General features: G+C 71.6%; 14 protein-coding genes. 2 read left to right on the top strand and 12 right to left on the bottom strand.

Annotated elements, in window-relative coordinates:
• Positions 1–2: 2 nt before the first annotated feature.
• Both ABD978_RS28485 and ABD978_RS28480 read right to left on the bottom strand, forming a co-directional pair.
• Complete coding sequence (locus ABD978_RS28485) at positions 3–341, bottom strand: P-II family nitrogen regulator (RefSeq protein WP_252776317.1); 339 nt, start codon at positions 339–341, stop codon at positions 3–5.
• Positions 338–1756 carry an ammonium transporter gene (locus ABD978_RS28480; RefSeq protein WP_425550779.1) on the bottom strand — a complete coding sequence of 473 codons (1419 nt, stop codon included), beginning with the start codon at positions 1754–1756 and terminating at the stop codon, positions 338–340. The genes ABD978_RS28485 and ABD978_RS28480 overlap by 4 nt, the downstream gene beginning before the upstream one ends.
• A gap of 417 nt (positions 1757–2173) precedes the next feature.
• Between ABD978_RS28480 and ABD978_RS28475 the strand changes: the two genes are divergently transcribed.
• Positions 2174–4468 carry an ATP-binding protein gene (locus ABD978_RS28475; protein ID WP_345361229.1) on the top strand — a complete coding sequence of 765 codons (2295 nt, stop codon included), beginning with the start codon at positions 2174–2176 and terminating at the stop codon, positions 4466–4468.
• A 40-nt stretch (positions 4469–4508) separates the two neighbouring features.
• On the opposite strand, the gene ABD978_RS28470 is transcribed toward ABD978_RS28475, so the two are convergent.
• Both ABD978_RS28470 and ABD978_RS28465 read right to left on the bottom strand, forming a co-directional pair.
• On the bottom strand, positions 4509–5588 hold the full coding sequence (locus ABD978_RS28470) for a cobalamin B12-binding domain-containing protein (protein ID WP_345361226.1): 1080 nt from the start codon (positions 5586–5588) through the stop codon (positions 4509–4511).
• 12 nt (positions 5589–5600) lie between these two features.
• Complete coding sequence (locus tag ABD978_RS28465) at positions 5601–7154, bottom strand: SpoIIE family protein phosphatase (protein ID WP_345361222.1); 1554 nt, start codon at positions 7152–7154, stop codon at positions 5601–5603.
• Positions 7155–7718: 564 nt separating this feature from the next.
• On the opposite strand from ABD978_RS28465, the gene ABD978_RS28460 reads away from it, so the two are divergent.
• Positions 7719–9713: an ATP-binding protein gene (locus ABD978_RS28460; RefSeq protein ID WP_345361219.1), complete on the top strand. Its 1995-nt coding sequence runs from the start codon at positions 7719–7721 to the stop codon at positions 9711–9713.
• A 4-nt stretch (positions 9714–9717) separates the two neighbouring features.
• On the opposite strand, the gene ftsY is transcribed toward ABD978_RS28460, so the two are convergent.
• The 8 genes from ftsY to mutM all read right to left on the bottom strand — a co-directional run bounded on the left by ftsY (position 9718) and on the right by mutM (position 19146).
• Complete coding sequence (gene ftsY / locus ABD978_RS28455) at positions 9718–10878, bottom strand: signal recognition particle-docking protein FtsY (RefSeq protein ID WP_345361216.1); 1161 nt, start codon at positions 10876–10878, stop codon at positions 9718–9720.
• Between the two features lie 211 nt (positions 10879–11089).
• Positions 11090–11740 (bottom strand): DivIVA domain-containing protein, encoded by a 651-nt coding sequence (locus tag ABD978_RS28450; protein WP_345361213.1) that lies wholly within the window; start codon positions 11738–11740, stop codon positions 11090–11092.
• Between the two features lie 10 nt (positions 11741–11750).
• Positions 11751–12863: a globin domain-containing protein gene (locus ABD978_RS28445; RefSeq protein ID WP_345361210.1), complete on the bottom strand. Its 1113-nt coding sequence runs from the start codon at positions 12861–12863 to the stop codon at positions 11751–11753.
• 48 nt (positions 12864–12911) lie between these two features.
• On the bottom strand, positions 12912–13313 hold the full coding sequence (locus ABD978_RS28440; RefSeq protein ID WP_345361208.1) for a globin domain-containing protein: 402 nt from the start codon (positions 13311–13313) through the stop codon (positions 12912–12914).
• 341 nt (positions 13314–13654) lie between these two features.
• Positions 13655–17311, bottom strand: a complete 3657-nt coding sequence (smc, locus tag ABD978_RS28435; protein ID WP_345361205.1) for a chromosome segregation protein SMC — start codon at positions 17309–17311, stop codon at positions 13655–13657.
• A gap of 304 nt (positions 17312–17615) precedes the next feature.
• The gene (locus ABD978_RS28430) at positions 17616–17813 is read right to left on the bottom strand and encodes a hypothetical protein (protein WP_252776295.1); all 198 of its coding nucleotides are present in this window, start codon (positions 17811–17813) and stop codon (positions 17616–17618) included.
• A 167-nt stretch (positions 17814–17980) separates the two neighbouring features.
• Entirely contained in the window at positions 17981–18259 is a 279-nt protein-coding gene (locus tag ABD978_RS28425) for an acylphosphatase (protein ID WP_345361201.1), read from the bottom strand.
• Positions 18260–18291: 32 nt separating this feature from the next.
• Positions 18292–19146, bottom strand: coding sequence for a bifunctional DNA-formamidopyrimidine glycosylase/DNA-(apurinic or apyrimidinic site) lyase (mutM, locus tag ABD978_RS28420; RefSeq protein WP_345361199.1), 855 nt, complete (start codon positions 19144–19146; stop codon positions 18292–18294).
• Between the last annotated feature and the right edge of the window lie 49 nt (positions 19147–19195).

Genomic DNA, 19195 nt, shown 5'->3' with positions numbered 1-19195 from the left:
GCTTACAGCGCCTCCGGCCCGGTCTCCCCGGTACGGACGCGGACGACGGTGTCGACCGGGACCGACCAGACCTTGCCGTCACCGATCTTGCCGGTCTGGGCGGCCTTGACGATCACGTCGACGATGTCGTCGGCGTCCTCGTCGTCGACGAGGACCTCCACGCGGAGCTTGGGCACGAGGTCGACCTTGTACTCCGCGCCACGGTAGACCTCGGTGTGCCCGCGCTGGCGGCCGTACCCGCTGGCCTCACTGACCGTGAGGCCGTGCACCCCGAAGGTCTCCAGCGCCGCCTTGACGTCGTCCAGCTTGAACGGCTTGATCACCGCGGTGACGAGCTTCATGCGTCCGCCTCCACCTTCTTCTCACCCGGGCCCACGGACTTCTTGCCGCCGTTGGATCCCGCCTCATCGCCGCCGGCCGCCCTCGCGCGGTCGACGGTGAGCGAGGCCAGGATGCCCGATCCGCCGCCGGACCCGCCGTGGACGGTGCCGATCTCGTACGCGCTCTCAGCGTGCTCGGCGAGGTCGATGCCGGACACCTCGTCCTCCTCGCTGACCCGCAGGCCCATCACCTTGTCGAGGACCTTGCCGATGATCCAGGTGAGGACGAAGGAGTACACGCCGACCAGCGCCACGCCGATCGCCTGCTTGCCGAGCTGGGAGAGGCCTCCGCCGTAGAACAGGCCGGCCGGGCCGTCGCCCTTGGCGGGGGTGAGGATGCCGGTGACCGTCGGGGTGGCGAGGAAGCCGATGAGCAGCGCGCCCACCGCGCCGCCGACGGCGTGCACGCCGACGACGTCGAGCGAGTCGTCGAAGCCGAACTTGTGCTTGATGCCCACGGCGACCGAGCAGAGGGCGCCCGCGATGACGCCGAGGATGATGGCGCCCACCGGGTTGACCGAGGCACAGGCCGGAGTGATCGCGACGAGGCCGGCGACCGCGCCGGAGGCCATGCCGAGCGCGGTGCACTTGCCGTACCGGATCCGCTCGGTGATGATCCAGCCGAGGGCTGCGGCGGCCGTCGCGACCTGGGTGTTGACGAACGCCACGGACGCCTGGGCGTTGGCCGCCAGCGCGGACCCGGCGTTGAACCCGAACCAGCCGAACCACAGCAGGCCGGCGCCCAGCAGCACGAACGGGACGTTGTGCGGCCGCATCGGCTCCTTCGGCCAGCCGACACGCTTGCCGACGACCAGGGCCAGGGCGAGGCCGGCCATGCCGGCGTTGATGTGGACCGCGGTGCCGCCGGCGAAGTCGAGGGTGCCGATGTGGTCGGCGAGGAAACCGCCGTCCTTGGTCGTCGTCGTGTCGCCGAAGAAGAACACCCAGTGGGCGACCGGGAAGTAGACGACCGTCGCCCAGATGGCCACGAACACGCACCAGCCGCCGAACTTGACGCGGTCGGCGACGGCGCCGCTGATGAGAGCCGGCGTGATGATCGCGAACATCAGCTGGAAGGCCACGAACGCCAGCTCGGGTGAGGTGCCGGAGGCGGAGATCAGGGTGTCCTTGAGGCCCACCTTGCCCAGGCCGCCGATGAACCCGTGGTTCCCCACGTCCTTGGCGAACGCCAGAGAGTAGCCGTAGAAGACCCACAGAACGCTGACGATGCCGATCGTGGCGAAATTCATCATCAGCATGTTCAGGACGCTCTTCGAGCGGACCATGCCACCGTAGAAGAACGCGAGGCCGGGAGTCATGAGAAGGACGAGAGCGGAACTCGCGAGCAGCCAGGCGGTGTCGCCCGAATTCATCAATTTCAGAACGTCCGGCGGCATGCGGTCGTCCCTTCGGTGAGGTGGTCGATACTGCTCTGGAGCTTCGAGCAGCGCGGTTTCACCGACGGGGCATGAGTGTTTCGCCGGTGTGAAACCCTGCGAGCCGGTGTTTCAGGTGTGTTTCGGTTTCCTCACTGCATATGGCCAAAAATTCACATGAGGCCGTCCATCTCGTCGCACCGGTCCCACTAGCCTCTGCGGCACCGTGCCGCCGGACGCCGGAGCCCGCCCGGATGTCACTTCCCGGTAATGCGCGCATACGCTGTGACCTGGACCGCGATGCCGGAGCGGCGGAGCGTCGCGCCGGATCGGTCCCGAGGCGACACTATGGCGGGGGCATCCGACACGACACGGCCCGGACAGATCCACGGAGTCCCGGCCGAGGTGACGAGTTTCGTGGGACGTCGGCACGAGGTGGCCGAGGTCAAACGACTCCTGTCGGTCTCCCGGCTCGTCACGCTGACCGGGGTCGGCGGGGTCGGCAAGACCCGGCTGGCCGTCCGGGTGGGCACGCTGGTCCACCGGGCCTTCCCCGACGGCGTGTGGCTGATCGAACTGGCCGCCCTGAACAGCCCCGACCTGCTCGTCCCGGCGGTGTGCGAGGCTCTGCGGATCTGTGACCGTTCGGTCCGTCCGCCGCTGCAGGTGCTGATCGACCACCTCGAGGACGCCCAGGCACTGCTCATCCTGGACAACTGCGAACACCTGGTCGGCGAGTGCGCGGTGCTGGCCGAGGCGCTGCTGCGCGCCTGCCCCCGCCTGCGGATCCTGGCCACCAGCCGCCAGGCCCTCGGCATCGTCAGCGAGCAGACCCTGTCGGTGCCCAGCCTGCCGGTGACGGGCCACGCCGTCGCCGGCTCCCACTCCGGTGTCGCGGCCGGCGACGCGGTCCGGCTGTTCGCCGAACGCGCCGAGGCGGTCGTGCCCGGGTTCGCCTTGACGGAGGACAACCGGGAGACCGTCGTACGGATCTGCCGCCGGCTGGACGGCCTGCCGCTGGGCATCGAGTTGGCGGCGGTACGGCTGCGGGTGCTCTCGGTGCAGCAGTTGCTGGCCCGCCTGGACGACCGGTTCCGGCTGCTCACCTCCGGGTCACGCGCCGTCCTGCCCCGCCACCAGACCCTGCGCGCGCTGATCGACTGGAGCTACGGCCTGTGCACCGAGCCCGAACGCCTCCTGTGGGAACGCGTCTCGGTCTTCTCCGGCGGCCTGGACCTCGAAGCCGCCGAATCCGTCTGCGCCGGCGACGGCATCGCCCGCGAAGACGTCCTCGACCTCGTCATCGGACTCGTCGACAAATCAGTACTGGTCCGTGAGGAACACGCCGAGACCGTTCGCTACCGCCTCCTGGAGACCATCCGCCAGTACGGCCGCGAGCGCCTCATCGCCTCCGACGGCGAGGCCCGCGTCCAGCGGCGCCACCGCGACTACTACCGCGACCTGGTGGCCCGGGCGGACCGCGAGTGGTTCGGCCCCGACCAGGTGTCGTGGTTCCACCGGCTGCGGCTGGAGCACGGCAACATCCGTGCCGCCCTCGACTACTGCCTCTCGACGCCCGAGGAGATCGACACCGGCCTCGACACCGCGTCGGGCCTGCTGTTCTACTGGATCGCGGCCGATCTCCTCCATGAGGGCCGGCGCTGGTTCGAGAAGCTGCTCGTCGCGGACTCCGGCTCGCCGGCCGCCCGCGCCGCCGCCCTGTGCGTGCACGCCCGGCTGGCCGTCCTCCAGAGCGACTTCGCGGCCGCCGAGCCGATCCTCGAGGAGGCCCGGACGCTGGGCCGTGACGAGCCGCTGGTCCTCGCGCAGTGCCAGTACGTCGCGGGTCTCGCCGCGCTGATCAGGCGCGACCTGACACGAGCCGGGGCGCTCCTGGAGGACGCGCTGGCGCGCCACCGCGGGCTGGGCCACGACAGGGGCGTCGCCAACACGCTGATGTACGTCGCCACGGCGTACTCCCTGCTCGGCCGTTCCGATGAGGCCGTCGCGCTGTTCGACGAGTGCCTGCGGCTCTGCGAGCCCAGGCAGGACCGCTGGTTCCGCTCCTACACGCTGTCCGTCCTCGGCATCGAGGTCTGGCGGGAGGGCGATCTGAAGCGCGCGACGGAGCTGGAACAGCAGGCCATCCGGCTGAAGCAGCCCTTCGACGACCGCATCGGCATGGCGTTGTGCGTGGAGGTGCTGGCCTGGATCGCCGCCGACGAGGGCGATCCCGAGCGTGCGGCCCGCCTGGTCGGGGCGCTTCGGGAGATCTGGCGCGAGGTGGGCGGCCCCCCGTACGTGTACCTCACGAGGTATCGCGAGCAGTGCGAGAGGGCGATCCGGGACCGCCTCGGCGGCCCTCGATTCGACGCGCTCTTCGAGGAGGGGTGCGGATTCTCTTCCGCCGAGACGACGGCGTACGCCCTCCGGGAGGGCGAGGTCCAGGTCACACCGGTGACGCCGGACCAGCGGAGCCTGTCACCGCTGACCCACCGGGAGACGGAGGTCGCCCGGCTCATCGCCAAGGGGATGAGCAACAAGGAGATCGCCGCCGCGCTCGTGGTCGCTCAGCGGACCGCGGAAGGGCATGTGGAGCGTATCCTGCGAAAACTCGGCTTCAGCTCGCGCGCGCAGATCGCCGCGTGGGTCGCGGAGCTCAGCGAGGAAGCCTCTGATCCCGATCCCGGAGGCCGCTCGGGCCATCGATGATCGGGCTCGGGCCCGCGCCGGGCGATCGGCCCGCCCGCGTTCACGGCCGGTCGGAGCCGACGATCTGCAGTGCGGCGTCGCCGTCCCGGAGCAGGGCGACGGCGCGCGGGAAGTCCTTGAGCTGTTCGGCCAGCAGGTCCAGGGCCAGGGCGACCGAGTAGGCCGGGACGCCGCGTGCGGTGAGGATGTCGCCGGCCCAGATGACGAAGCGGGTGAACAGCGGGGAGTCGTCCAGGTAGAGCGCGGCGCCGAGGAACTCGGTGCTGTATGCGACGCCCTCGGCGATGTACTGGCGCTGCCGTTCGCTGTAGGTCGCCATGGCCGGGAAGCGTTCCTCCAGCGCGGCCAGGACCGCCGCGACGAGGCGGGGCGCGCTGCGGGTGACCAGGGTGTACTCCTGGTCGGCCAGGTGCGGCAGGTCGTCCACCGGCTCGTGCACCGGCGGCGGGACGTACGGCCGGGCGAGGATCTCCTCGAGACGGCCGGCCGCGGTGCGGGCGTCGGGCGCCCAGGCATCGGCGCCCAGCCGGTCGGCGTAGCCACCGTCGGGGCCGAAGGCCGCGCCGCCGGCCATGACCGGGACACCGGCGGCCTGGCAGGCGGTGATCGTGGCGTGCGCGGCGGGCAGGCGGGCGGAAATGGACGCAGACAGGGCCAGATCATCGGATCCCGTACGGTGCAGGTGTTCGATCAGATGCGTGACCGGTACGTGCGCGCCGAGGAAGTCGACGTGCCAGCCCCGCAGTCGCAGGGTCTCGGCCAGCAGGCGGGCGGGCAGCGCGTGCCACTCGCCGTCGACGCACGCCACCGCGACCCTTCCCTCCCCCCGCCGCGGCCGCGGCACGGACGCGTCGTGGGCCAGAGCGGCGACGACACGGTCGTTGATGGCCGTCGCGGTGTGCTCCTCGGCCACGCTGATCCGGTTCGCGGCCCACTCCGCGCCGACCCTCGCCTGCACGGGCGCGATCACGTCGAGCAGCGCCGACTCCGCGTCCAGCCCGGCGTCCACCGCCGACAGCACCACGTCGGTCGCCGCGTACTCGTCTCCTTCGTGCACGGCGTCCCACAGCCGGGCGGAAAGGAACTCGGTGTCCGAACGGCCGGGAATTGCGGTTGTCATCGTCGGATCTCCTCACTGGATGGGCGGCGCTCCGCCGCTTCGGGGGATCCTGTCTGTGGGGGCGGTGATCGCCACGACGGCCATGTCGTCGTGGCCGCGGCTCCCGGCCCACTGCGCCGCGAGCATCAGCACGCGTTCGACGACGGCTTCGGCGGGCATCCCCGCGCAGCCGGACAGCGCGTCCTTCAACCGCTCATCACCGAACATGGCGTCACCGAGCGGCCCGCCACGGGCCTCGGTGATGCCGTCGGTATAGAGCACACACGTCTCGCCCGGCGCCAACTCGACCCGGGCGGTGGACGCGTGGATGTCGGGGACGGCCCCGATCAGGCAGCCCCGGGTGGCGGCCTCCTCGACCGCACCACCAGAACGGACGATCAACGGCGGCGGATGCCCGGCCGCGGTCAGCCGCAGCCGCACCCGATCCCCGGCCCGCACCGCCGACGCGAGCGCCAAGGTGACGAACCGATCCGATCGCATGCTCAGCAGTCCCCCGTTGAGCAGGGACAGCATCCGCAGGTGATCGTCGGCCATGGGCAGCAGGGCCCGCAGCGTGGCGCGGATCTGGCCGGTGGCGACCGCCGCCTCCAAACCCTTGCCGCACACGTCGCCCAGCACGACGAGGGACTCCTCGCCCTCATCCTCCCCGGGATGGACGTCGTAGAAGTCACCGCCGACCAGTTCACCGCGCACCGACGCGCGGTACCCGCCGGCGAAGTCCACACCGTGCACGCGATGCAACTGCGGCGGCCGCGACTCGCGCATGAGGATCTGGGTGATCCCCGCCTGCGCGGCGAACGCGCGGGCCGCCGACAGCGCCGCGCCGGCCCGCGCCGCGAACAGCCGGGCGAAGATCTCCTCGTTCCGGCTGAATCCGGACCGGTCGCGACGGCGCAGCAGGATGAGCGCGCCCTCCGGGATGCCGTGTCCGGGCAGGGAGGTGACCACGACCGCGCCGACCGGCTCGCCAAAGCCCTCCGGAACGGCCCACGGCGGCAACTGGCCGGGGGCGAGCCAGCAGGACGGGATCGGTGGGAAGCCCTGCAGCGCCTCGTTCAATCCGGGCACCTCGGCGGGGTCGGCCTGCACGGTGCCGCGGTAGACCGCGCCGCCGCGGACGGCGAAGGCCGCCGGCAGCCGTTGTCCCACAGCGGGCCGCATGAGCACGGCGGCGTCGGCCAACTGCTCGGCCGCCAGCCGTACCGCGACCTCCATGCACCGGTCGACGTTCAGCGTCGACAGCAGGGCGTTCGACTCATCCGCCAGGAGCGCCGTGCGCCCTCGCTCCGCGCACAGTGTGACCTCGGCCTGCCGCCGGTCGGTGTCCTCGACCAGCCACCAGACCACGTTCCCGTCCGGCGAGCGGGTCGGGTACGCCTCGAAGCTGCGCTCCCCCACTCGGCCCCACACCGGTTCGCCCTCGATGCCGGACCCGCTCGCGATGCGGTGCGCCTCCGCCAGCCATCCGGGCATCGTCGCGGCGAAGCCGGCCCCGGGCATCGCTCGCGGGAACAGCCGGACGGCGGCCTCGTTGAGCTCGACCACCCGGCCATCGGCATCGGCCATCACCACGGGATAAGGAGCCGCGCTCCACAGTGCGCTGGTAACCCGCCCGGGGCCAGGCCGGTCCGTCGAAGGAGCGCTGGAGACGTCCACGTGTCGGACCCGCGAGCTCGGAGCCCCACCACCCTCTGTCCGGTCGGAACGGTGCGATGAGACGACCGTCCCTCATTCGGTATCGGAAACAGCTTCCATTACACGCTCCCCGCCACACTGGTCGCAAGGCGCCCCCTGGGTGCGGCTCCGTCCAGCTGCCGATGGGGTCGCTCGGCGGTGCGGAGCACGTCCTGCGTAAACTCGGCTTCGACGTCCACGCACCGTCCGCAGCGCGGGGCGCGGAACTCCACGAGAAGCCCCTGATCCCGATTCCGGGGCCGCCCAGGCCACCGATGATCCGGCCCAGGGCCCGCACCGAGCGATCAACGAGCCCGCAGCGCCGGCCATCGATGATCCTTTTGATCACCGATCTCCATACCGCGAGAAGACATGCCTGCTCAGGACATACTCGCCGAAGATCGCCGGTATCCCGACGGTTCGAGCTTCGTCGGCCGCAGACGCGAGATGTCCGAGGTGAGACGGCTCCTGCGACGGACGCGCCTGCTCACGCTCACCGGCGCCGGCGGCGTCGGCAAGACACGGCTCGCGTTCCATGCCGCCAGGGTGCTGCGGGGCTGGTTCCCCGACGGAGTGCTGATCGTGGAACTCGCTTCGCTCGAGGAGGGCAGGCTGCTCGTTCCCACCGTGGCCGCCGCCGCGGGGATCCGGGAGACGGACCGGGAGGCGATGCCACTCCTCCTCGCCGGCCTCGCCGACAAGCGGATGCTGCTCTTGCTGGACGGCTGCGAGCACCTCCTCGAATCCTGCGCGGCCCTCGTGGACCGGCTGCTGCGGACCACCCCCCGCCTACGGATCATGGCTACCAGCCGTCACCGGCTCGGCGTGCTCGGCGAACAGGTACTGCCGATCTCCTCCCTGCCGGTCGCCGACCAGCACGCGCCGACCCGCGAGATCGCCCGGTGCGAGGCGGTACGGCTCTTCACCGACCGGGCCACCGCCGTACGCCCCGGCTTCGGCGTCACCGCCGCCAACGCCGCCACCGTCGCCCGCATCTCCCAGCGCCTCGACGGGATCCCGCTGGCGATCGAGCTCGCCGCCGCGCGCCTGAGGAGTACCCCGCTCGACCGGCTCCTGAGCGACCTCGACGACCGCTTCACCGTTCTGACCGGCGGCGACAGGGCCGCTCCGCCGCGCCACCAGACACTTCGCGCCACGATGGACTGGAGCCGCAGTATGTGCTCCCCCGCCGAGGGCCATCTGTGGGCGCGCCTGGCGACCTTCCCCGGCGGAGTGGACCTCGACACCGCCGAAGAGGTCTGCGCCGGCGGGGAGATCGACCGCGAGGAGATCTTCGACCTGATCGCCGGGCTGGTGGACAAGTCGGTCCTGACCGTCGAGCGTCTCCCGACCGACCTGCGGTACCGCATGCTGGACAGCATCCGCGCGTACGGCCGCGAGAGTCTGGCCCCTGCCGAGGAGGAGCGGTTGCGCAGGCGCTATTGCGCCCACTACAGGTCGCTGGTCGGACGGTTGCGGATCGACCGGATGACCTCCGACCAGCTCGACTCATTCCAGACGCTGCAGGTCGAGCTGCCGAACATCCGTGCCGCGATGGACGCGTGTTACGCCCGGCCGGCCTCGGCACCGGCCGGGTTGGAGGTCGCCTCGACGCTGTGGGGGTTCTGGCTGCTCGCCGGGGCCCTCACCGAGGGGCGGCACTGGCTGGAGCGAGGACTGCGGCTCGTCTCCACCCCCGGCCGCGCCCGGCTCACCGCCCTGTGGGCCGATTCCCTGCTCGCGCTGCACCAGCGTGATCCGTCCACGGCGGTCACCCGGATCGAGGAATGCCAGGCGCTCGCCGAGGAGACGGGGGACGCCACGGCCGCGGCCTTCGCCACCATGGTCTCCGGTGTCGCCGCGCTGTCGGCCGGGGACGACCGGCGCGGGCTCGCGCTGATGGAACAGGCCCGGAACCGCCACTGGGACGCCGGAGACCTCAACGCCGTCGGCATCAATCTCTACCTCGCGTCGATGTTCTGCGTCGTCAAGGACCCGGATCTCGGCGCGGCGCTCGGCGAGGAGCTCATGGCCCTGTGCGACGCCCGGGACGCGCCGCTGTTCCGCGCGTACGCGTTGTTCGCCATCGGGATCGCGGCGTGGAAGCAGGGCGACTGGCGGCGGGCGGAGACGATGATGCTGCAGGTGGCCGAGCCCTGGTCCGTCATCGAGGATCGTTGGGGGCTCGCCCAGCTCCTGGAGGTGCTGGCGTGGACCGCGGGCGCCGGTGGCACCCAGGAGCGCGCGGCCCGCCTGCTCGGCGCGGCGGACCGGGTCTGGCACGAGCTCGGGTTCTCGCCGACGCAGCTGCCGTACCACGTCCGCTCGCACCAGCAGTGCGAGACGCGCGCCAGGGAGGCGCTGGGGTCGCGGACCTTCACGAGAGAGTTCCGCGGCGGTGCCCAGTTGGACCTGGCCACCGCCGTCGCGGACGCCCTCCACGAAGGCTGACCGGTCAGTCGCCCAGGATGGCGTCGACGAAGCCTTCGGGATCGAACGGCGCGAGGTCGTCGGGGCCCTCGCCGAGGCCGACGAGCTTGACCGGAACGCCCAGCTCACGCTGGACCGCGATGACGATGCCGCCCTTGGCGGTGCCGTCGAGCTTGGTCAGCGCGATGCCGGTGACGTTGACGACCTCGGCGAAGACCCGTGCCTGGCGCAGGCCGTTCTGCCCGGTCGTCGCGTCCAGAACGAGGATCACCTCGTCCACCTGGGCCTGCTTCTCGACGACGCGCTTGACCTTGCCGAGTTCGTCCATCAGCCCGGTCTTGGTGTGCAGGCGGCCCGCGGTGTCGACGATGACGGTGTCGACGGTGTCCTCAATGCCCTTCTTGACGGCTTCGAACGCGACGCTCGCCGGATCCGTGCCCTCCTCGCGGCGTACGACCTCGGCGCCGACCCGCGACCCCCAGGTCTCCAGCTGATCGGCGGCGGCGGCGCGGAACGTGTCGGCCGCACCGAGCAGGACGGTCCGTCCGTCTCCGATCAGGACTCGGGCGAGCTTGCCGCAGGTGGTGGTCTTGCCGGTGCCGTTGACGCCGACGACCAGGATGATCGCGGGCTGGGCGCCGTGCGGCTCGGTGCGCAGGGAGCGGTCCCAGTCCTTGCCGATCTGGGCGAGGAGCTCGTCCTTCAGCAGCCCCCGCACCTCGCCGGGGCTGCGGGTGCCGTAGACCTTCACCTTGGTGCGCAGGTCGTCGACGATCTGCCTGGAGGGCGCGACGCCGACGTCGGCCTGCACGAGGGTGTCCTCGATCTCGTCCCACGCGTCGTCGTCGAGCGTGTCGCGGGAGAGCAGGGTGAGAAGGGTCTTGCCCAGGGCGTTCTGGGAACGGGAGAGCCGTGCCCGCAGGCGGATGAGGCGGCCGGCGGACGGTGGCGGGATCTCGAGCGCGGGGGGCGCGGGCGGCGCCTCGGGGGTCGGCGCCCGCGTGGGCGGCGCGACGACCTCTTCTTCCTCGATGACGGCCGTGCCGCCACGCGGTGCCTCCGGTGCCTTGGGCGCTTCCGGTGCCCGCGGCGGCGGCACGGCACGGCGCGCACCCCGGACCAGGAAGAACACACCCGTCGCGACGGCGAGCACGACGATGGCGATGGCGAGAATGACGTATTCCATAGCGTGTCCCAGTCTCGCAGAAGGTGCGGGCTGCCCTTCGCGTTCCTACGGTCATCGTCCGTCCGGTCGCGTCGTCCTCCCGTGCGACCGAGCGGAAGGCTCGGAGAACCTCTCCGAGCGGCCCTGGCGAACCGGGGCATCCGCCGACGTTCCCATCAGCGGCGGAAACATTCTCCGAGCCTTCGGTACGGCGTGGCGGGAGGCTCCGCCGTCAGGGCATCCGGGGAGGCACCCCGGGGGTACCGGATACGGAGGCGCGTTCGGACTTCTCCCACTCCTCGACGTTGCGCAGCAGCGACTCCAGGTAGGTGCGCAGGTGCGTGCGGTAGACGTCGCTGAAGGTCCGGAGGTAGGCGATCTCGCGTTCGAGGTCGCGGCGCTCGTCACCGGACATCGGCTCGGTCGACGGGGCGACCTGCTCGGCGGCGTGCGACGCCTGCCGGTGCGCCTCCTCCAGGACGAGGGTGGCACGGGACTGCGCGTCGGCGAGGATCTCGTCGCGGCCACGCCGTGCCTCCTCGGCGACCTCTCGGCTGTAGCGCTGCGCGTCCGCGACGTACTGGTCCGCGGTCTGCTGCGCGTTCGACAGGATCCGCACGGCCTGGAGATGAGCGTCCTCCGGCTGCACCGCGGCGGCCTCGGGCCCGCCGCCGGCGATGCGGTCACGCAGGCGGGTGACCTCGTTCTCCAGGGCTGCCTTCTCGTTGAGGACATGGACGAGCTCCTGCTCGACCTGGCCCAGGAACGCTCTCACCTGGTCTTCGTCGAACCCGCGGCGGCCGAGCGGAGCGCGCTGGAAGTTGACCGCCTGCAGCTCAGCCGGGGTGAGGCGCTGGGCGGCATGGGTATCGGGGGAGGTCATTGGTCTCCTCTTAAGCGTCCGCGTATTTGTCGATTCGGATACGGTCCTGGCTCAACCCGAACTGCAGGAGCCGACCGACTGTCGCGTCGGTCATTCCTGGCGAGCCGCAGACGTAGGCGTCGTGGTTCTGCCATTGTCCGAACCGTCCGATGACATCGGCGAGCGTGCCGTGCTCGGCCGCCGGGCCGGGATCGTGGTCGGAGACCACCGGGATCACGGTGAGCCACGGTGCCCCGGCCGACCGCTTCTGCAGATCCTCCAGGTCGTACAGCCCGTCGATGTACCGCGCGCCGAAGAAGAGGTGGACGCGCGGCGGGTTGGGCCGCGCGGCGATCTGCTCGAGGATCGCCTTCAGCGGTGCCAGGCCCGTGCTGCCACCGATGAGCAGCACGTCGCGCCCCGGCCGCTCGTCGAGGGTCATCGTGCCGACCGGGGGGCCGAGCTTGATCCAGTCGCCCACGTTGAGCGACCGGACGAGGACCGGACTGACCGGACCGCCGTCGATCAACTGCACGTGCAAGTCCAGCGTGTTGTCGGGCCGGGGCGCGTTGGCCGGCGAGTAGTAGCGCCACATCCGCAACCGCGCCGGGACCTCGAGGGAGACCGCCTGCCCGGGCTGGTACGCGAACGGCCGGTCGGGAAGGACCCGCATCACCGCCAGGTCGAAGCGCCGGCGTTCGTGCGCGACGACCTGGGCGTTCCACCAGGACGGGTGCGTTGCGGCGTCCTCCTGGGCCGCGTCGAGCATGACCTTCGCGACCAGGTTGTAGGCGTCCGTCCAGTCCCGTGCGAGTTCCTCCGTCCACGCGCGTCCGGAGAAGTAGCGAAGGGTGGTCACGAGGCTCGCCCCGACCTCGGGGTAGTGCAGCGCCTCCACTCCGAACTTGCGGTGATCCCGGCCGAGCTGCTGCACGAACGGAACCAGGTCGTGCAGATTGTCGACCTGGGAGACGATGCGTCCCAGGGCGGCCAGCAGCCGATCGCGCTGGTGGCTCATGCCGACCGGGAACATGTTCCGCAGTTGCGGGTTCCGCAGGAAGAGGTCGGAATAGAAGAAGAGCGCCACGGCGTCACCGTGCTGCGCCACCTGGGCGAAGTTTTCCTTCAGTCGTTGAGCATCCACACATTCTCCTGAGGCCGGGGCGGGTCTACCGCCGCCGCGGCGTTCTGCTTACTTCTGGCCGGCGGCCTTGATCATCACGTCGGAGACCACGCCGTACGCCTCGGCCCAGTCCTTCTCCAGCTCGGCGGTCCAGTCGTCGCCGGTGAAGTACTTCAACGTCGCGACGAGGCTGGTGCCGACCTCGGGGTAGTGCTCGGGGTTGATGCCGAACCCGGCGTGCGCGCGGCCGAGGTCCTCCAGGTACGGGACGAGCCGCTCCGGGTCGTCGACCAACGACACGATCTGGGAGAGCGCGCCCAGCAGGACCTCCTGCTGACGCCGCATCGACGCCGGGAACAGGGACCGGTAGTGCGGGTTGCGCTCGAACAGGTCCGCGTAGAAGTACTCGGCCACGTCCATGCCGTGGCCGCCGACCTGGGCGAAGTTGTCTTTGAGACGCTGAGGGTCCACGTTGACTCTCCCTAGAGTTACTGATGCGCGGTGAGGGACCGCCGTGACTCTAGCGAAACCAAGCGCAACTTGGGACAAGATGGTACAAAACATACGCATTGATTGCCTTGCCCCCCTTGCGCCGAGAAAAGCGGAGGATGCCCTGGTCAGGGCGGTCAAGGCCGCTCGGGTCGCCGGTCAAGACCTCCGGCGACCCGGTCAAGGCCCCCCGAGCCGTCGGTGCAGGCCCTCCCCGAAGCCGTCGCTGGAGGCGTTCGGAGCCATCGGTGAAGGCACATCGGGCCGTCCGGTCAAGGCGCCCGGAGGCGTCGGTCAGGCGCTTCGGGCCACCGGTCAGGCCGTCAGGCCGGTTCCGGCTCCCGGAGGCGCTGGCTCACCACCTGGGTCACACCGTCGCCGCGCATGCTGACGCCGTACAGGGCGTCCGCTCCCTCCATCGTGCGCTTCTGGTGAGTGATCACGATCAGCTGAGACGACTCGCGCAGCTCCTCGAAGATGCCGAGCAGCCGCTGGGTGTTGGTGTCGTCCAGCGCGGCCTCGACCTCGTCGAGCACGTAGAACGGCGACGGCCGCGCCTTGAAGATCGAAGCGAGGAACGCGATCGCCACGAGCGAGCGCTCCCCGCCGGACAGCAGCGACAGGCGCTTGACCTTCTTGCCCGGCGGACGCGCCTCCACCTCGACCCCGGTGGTGAGCAGGTCCTCCGGGTCGGTCAGCGACAGCCGCCCCTCCCCGCCCGGGAACAGCCGGGAGAAGACGCCCTCGAACTCCCGCGCGACGTCCTCGTACGCCGACGCGAACACCTGCTGGACCCGGTCGTCGACCTCCTTGACGACGGTGAGCAGGTCCCGGCGGGTCTTCTTGAGGTCCTCCAGCTGTGAGGTCAGGAACGCGTGCCGCTCCTCCAGCGCCGCGAACTCCTCAAGGGCCAGCGGGTTGACCTTGCCGAGCTGGGTGAGCTGGCGCTCGGCCTGCTTCGCGCGCTTCTCCTGCTTGGCCCGGTCGTACGGCTCGGGCGCGGCGTCCTCCGGCGCGTCCGGGGCGGGGGGCACCGGCTGCTCGGGGCCGTACTCGGCGACGAGCACGTCCACCTCCAGCCCGTACTCCTCCATCGCCCGCTCCTCGAACTGCTGGAGTCGCAGCCGCTGCTCGGCCCGGGCGACCTCGCTGCCGTGCGCGACGTTGACGAGCTTCTCGTGCTCGCCGGTGAGCTCGCGCACGCGGGTCCGGACCGCCTTCAGCTCCTCCTCGCGGGCGGCGCGCGCCTGCTCGTGGGTCTCCCGCTCGGCCACGGCCGCGGCGATCGAGACCTCGATGCCGGCGAGCGCCCGCTGGACGCCGGCGCCGACGGCCTGCGCCACCCGGGCGTCACGGGCGAGACGGCGGCGGCGCTCGGCGGCGCGGGCGCGCTCCTGGCGCTCGCGGTCGGCGGCCCGCTCCAGCTCGTCGGCCCGGCCCGCGATGGCCGAGACGCGCTCCTCGGCGGTGCGGACGTTCAGCCGCGCCTCCATCTCGGCGGACCGCAGCTCCTGGCACCGGTCGTTCAGCTCGTCGCGGCGGGTGGTGTCCTCCTCGTCGTCGTCGAGCGGCTCCGCCTCGGCGACCTCCAGACGCTCCCGCAGCTCCGCCGCGGCCGCGAGGTCGCGGTCGCGCGCCTCCTCGGCCGTGGTCAGGGACCGGGCCAGGCGCTCGGCCTCCTGCCGGGCGGCCTGGGCGGCGGCCTGGAGCCGGGCCACGTGCTTGGCCTCCTGGGCGGCCTCGGCCGCCGCCTCCCGCATCCGGGCGCGCACCTTGTCCAGGCCGCCCTGCGCGCGGTTCACCCCGCTCTGCGCCTCGCCCACGGCCGCCTGGGCCGCCTCCAGCACGGACTGGGCCCGCTGCTCGGCCGCGACGGCCTCCTCGAGGGCGACCGCGGTGCCCTCGGCCCTGGCCTCCGCGGCGGCGAGCCGCTCGGCGGCCTCGTCGCGGGCGGAGCGCATCTGCAGCAGGCTCTGCCGCTTGCCGCCACCGCCGAGCGCCCAGTGCGCGCCGAGCAGGTCCCCGTCCCGGGTCACCGCGCGCAGCTCGGGCCTGGCCCGTACGAGCGCGGCCGCGGCGGGCAGGTCCTCGACGACCACGACGCCGGTCAGCAGGTGACGGATCGCCGCCCGCAACCGATCCGGGGCCGTCACGAGGTCGGCGGCGTGGCGGGCGCCGTCCGGAAGGGCGGGGTGCTCATGCTGCCCGTCGGGTCCGGCGCCGACCACGACCCCGGCCTGCCCGGCGTCCTCGGCGCGCAGCAGGGTCAGTGCCGCCTCGGCGGTGTCGAGCGAGGCGACGGCGACGGCCTCGGCGGCCGCGCCCAGCGCCGCCGCCACCGCGATCTCGGCGCCCGGCTCCACCGACAGCAGGGACGCCATCGTGCCGAGCACACCGTCGAGGTCCGCGGCCAGCAGGATCTCTCCGCCGTCCGCCGCGCTGCCCATCGTCTGGTCCAGGGCCTCCACGCGCGCCTGTAGCGCGGTGCCCTCCTTCTGCGCCGCCTGGTCGGCACCGCGCGCCGCGGCCACGCGGTCGCGCGCCTCCTTCACGAGCCGCCGAGGCTCCTCCACGGCCTCCCGGGCGTGCTCGACGGCCTCCTTCGCCTGCTCGAGGACCTCCTGGGCGCGCTCGTGCTCGGCGGCCAGCTCCGGGTCCTCGGCGGCCTCGGTGTCCTGCGACTCGTACTCGGCCTGGGCCACCGCCGCGCGCTCCCGCGCGTCGGTGAGGGCCTCGGCGAGCCGGCCGATCTCCGCCTCGGTGGCCTGGACCTTGCTGCCCAGCGCCTCGACCCGGCCACGCAGCCGGGCCAGTCCCTCGCGGCGGTCGGCGGCCGCGCGGGCGGCGTCCTGCAGGCGGTACTCCTCCTGCTTGAGCGCGGCCTCGGCGACGGCGCGCTGGTCGACGGCCTCGGCGAGGAGGTCCTGCGCCGCCTCGAGCCGGGCGCCGAGGATCTCCTCCTGCGCCCGGATCTCCGCCGCCTCGCGCTCCATGTCCTCCGGGTCGCGGCCCCGGCGTGCCTCCGCCTGAGCCTCCACGGCGTTGCGGTGGCGCTCGGCGGCGAGCTCGCCGACGCCGCGCAGGCGCTCGCGCAGCGACGACAGCTGGTACCAGGTGTCCTGGACGCGGGCGAGGATCGGCGCCTGCTCGGCGGCCTCGGCCTCCAGGGCTGCCTCCCGCTCCTGGGCCTGCGCCAGTGCCTGCTCGACGGCCGCGCGGCGCTCGCGGATCGTCGCCTCGTCGGCCGCCTCCTGCTCCAGTTTGGCCGAGAGGGTGACCAGGTCGTCGGCGAGGAGCCGCAGCCGCGCGTCGCGCAGCTCGGACTGGATGACCGCCGCCCGGCGGGCGATCTCGGCCTGCCGGCCCAGCGGCTTGAGCTGCCGGCGCAGCTCGGTCGTGAGGTCCTGCACGCGGGTCAGGTTGGCCTGCATCGCGTTGAGTTTGCGCAGGGCCTTCTCCTTGCGCTTGCGGTGCTTGAGGACGCCCGCGGCCTCCTCGATCACCGCCCGCCGCCCCTCGGGGCCGGAGTGCAGGACCCGGTCGAGCTGGCCCTGCCCGATGATGACGTGCATCTCGCGGCCGATACCGGAGTCGGACAGCAGCTCCTGGACGTCCAGCAGCCGGCAGGGATCGCCGTTGATGGAGTACTCGCTCTGCCCCGACCGGAACATCAGCCGGCTGATCGTGACCTCGGAGTAGTCGATGGGCAGCGCGCCGTCGGAGTTGTCGATCGTCAGGACGACCTCGGCGCGGCCGAGCGGCGGGCGCGAGGACGTGCCCGCGAAGATCACGTCCTCCATCTTCCCGCCGCGCAGCGACTTGGCGCCCTGCTCTCCCATCACCCAGGCGAGCGCGTCGACGACGTTCGACTTGCCGGAGCCGTTGGGCCCGACGACGCAGGTGATACCGGGTTCGAGGCGCAGCGTGGTCGAGGACGCGAAGGACTTGAAACCCCGCAACGTGAGGCTCTTCAAGTACAAGCGCCCACCGATCCTTTCTGCGACTGCGGACGGGTGGATCGTCCCGCGCCGCACGCCACCGACGCCCCGGCCATCTCAGCACGATACCGGCCGGACCCCTTCGAGATCGGGTATCCGACTTCCACCAATGTGCCATGGTCGGACGCCGTGCGTGCCGCCTCTCCCGGCGATTCCCGCTCCGGGCCCGGTACGGCTCGGACCAGAAGCGACCGCGACGGGAATTCTCAAACCTCGGAAACGCGCGCTTTGCGGCCAACAAAAAGGGACGTCGGATCGACGTCCCTTTTACGCGCCGGCGCTGACCTCAGGTCAGTGCCGGTTCGCGGTCCTTGGTAGCGAGCGCCATGACTTCGTTGTCAGCAACAGCGGCAAGCGCGTCGTTTTCGGACTGGAGCCGTACGAGCTCGGCCTCCAGGTCACGGACACGTTGCTGCAGGCGCCGCATCTCCGCAACCATGCGGGGGTCGGGACCGCCGACGTGGCCGAGTAGAGCCTTCGCCATGATTAAGGGTCCTCCACGCTGAGTGACCAGCAGGAATGGTCGCGCACGGAAAGCTTCCTGAGGTGCGCGTAACAACTAGGGTCGCACCGGCCGGAGAGCCGGTCAAGACAGATGTCACAGACCCGTAACAACCTGTCCGTACAAGTTTAGCAGACCTCTCAGACCGATCACCGTTCGACGAAGCCGTGAAGCCCGCCTCGCGGCTCCGTCCAACGCTCGGATACGCCGGTCACCCGTCCCGGCGTCGTGCCGCTTCGGAGGAGGTCCAGGAGTTCCTCGCACGCCTTCCGCGGCCCTTCGGCGATCACCTCGACGCGGCCGTCCACCAGGTTGCTCGCCGAACCGCTCAGCCCCAGCTCCAGAGCACGGGAACGCACCCACCACCGGAAGCCGACACCCTGCACCCGCCCGCGCGCCCAGGCCGTCAGCCGTACGTGCTCGTCCATCCCCCGATCGTAGGCCGCGCCGGGACCAGGGGTCAGTAGTGCGCCCTCCGGGGCCGGGGCTGGCAGGTGGGGCAGGTGAAGGAGGAGCGGTTCATGAAGGCGTCGCGCCGGATGGGGCTGCCGCACCTCGCGCACGGCTCGTCGCGCCGGCCGTAGACGTTGAGCGACCGCTCGAAGTAGCCGCTCTCGCCGTTCACGTTGACGTACAGGCTGTCGAAGGAGGTGCCGCCCGCCTTCAGCGCGGCGGCCATGACCTCGCGGACGCCCGTCACCAGGCTCGACACCTCGGTCCGCGTCAGCGTCTCGGTCGGCCGCGCCCAGTGCAGCCGCGCCCGCCACAGCGCCTCGTCGGCGTAGATGTTCCCGACGCCGCTGATCAGGGACTGGTCGAGCAGCGCCCGCTTGATGCCCGTACGCCGGCGCCGCAGCGCCCGGTAGAACGCGTCCTCGTCGAAGGCGTCCTCCAGCGGGTCCGGGGCGATGTGCGTGATCGGTTCGGGGACGCCGTCCTCGGTGCCGGTGAGCATCAGGTGGCCGAAGGTGCGCTGGTCGACGAACCGCAGGTCGGGTCCCCCGTCGGTGAAGGTGAACCGGGCGCGCAGGTGTTTCTCCGGCGGCCGGTCCGGATCATCGACGAGCAACTGCCCGCTCATGCCGAGATGGGCCAGCAGCGCCTCGTCGTCACCGACCGGCAGCCAGAGGTACTTCCCGCGTCGCCGCGCTCCGGCGACGGTCCGCCCGGTCATCCGAGCGGCCAGGTCCGCCGGGCCCTCGGTGTGGCGGCGCGCCGACCTGGGGTGCAGCACCTCGGCCGTCCGGACCGTACGGCCGACGACCCAGCGCTCGACGCCCCGCCGGACGACCTCGACCTCCGGTAGTTCGGGCACGGAAGACCTCCTCCATCAGCGTCAACGGGCCTGCGGCGCCGGCCCCGCC

This window comes from Actinoallomurus liliacearum, from assembly GCF_039542035.1.
In the GTDB taxonomy this organism is placed as follows: Bacteria; Actinomycetota; Actinomycetes; order Streptosporangiales; family Streptosporangiaceae; genus Actinoallomurus; species Actinoallomurus liliacearum.
This window is presented reverse-complemented; position numbering and strand designations above follow the sequence as displayed.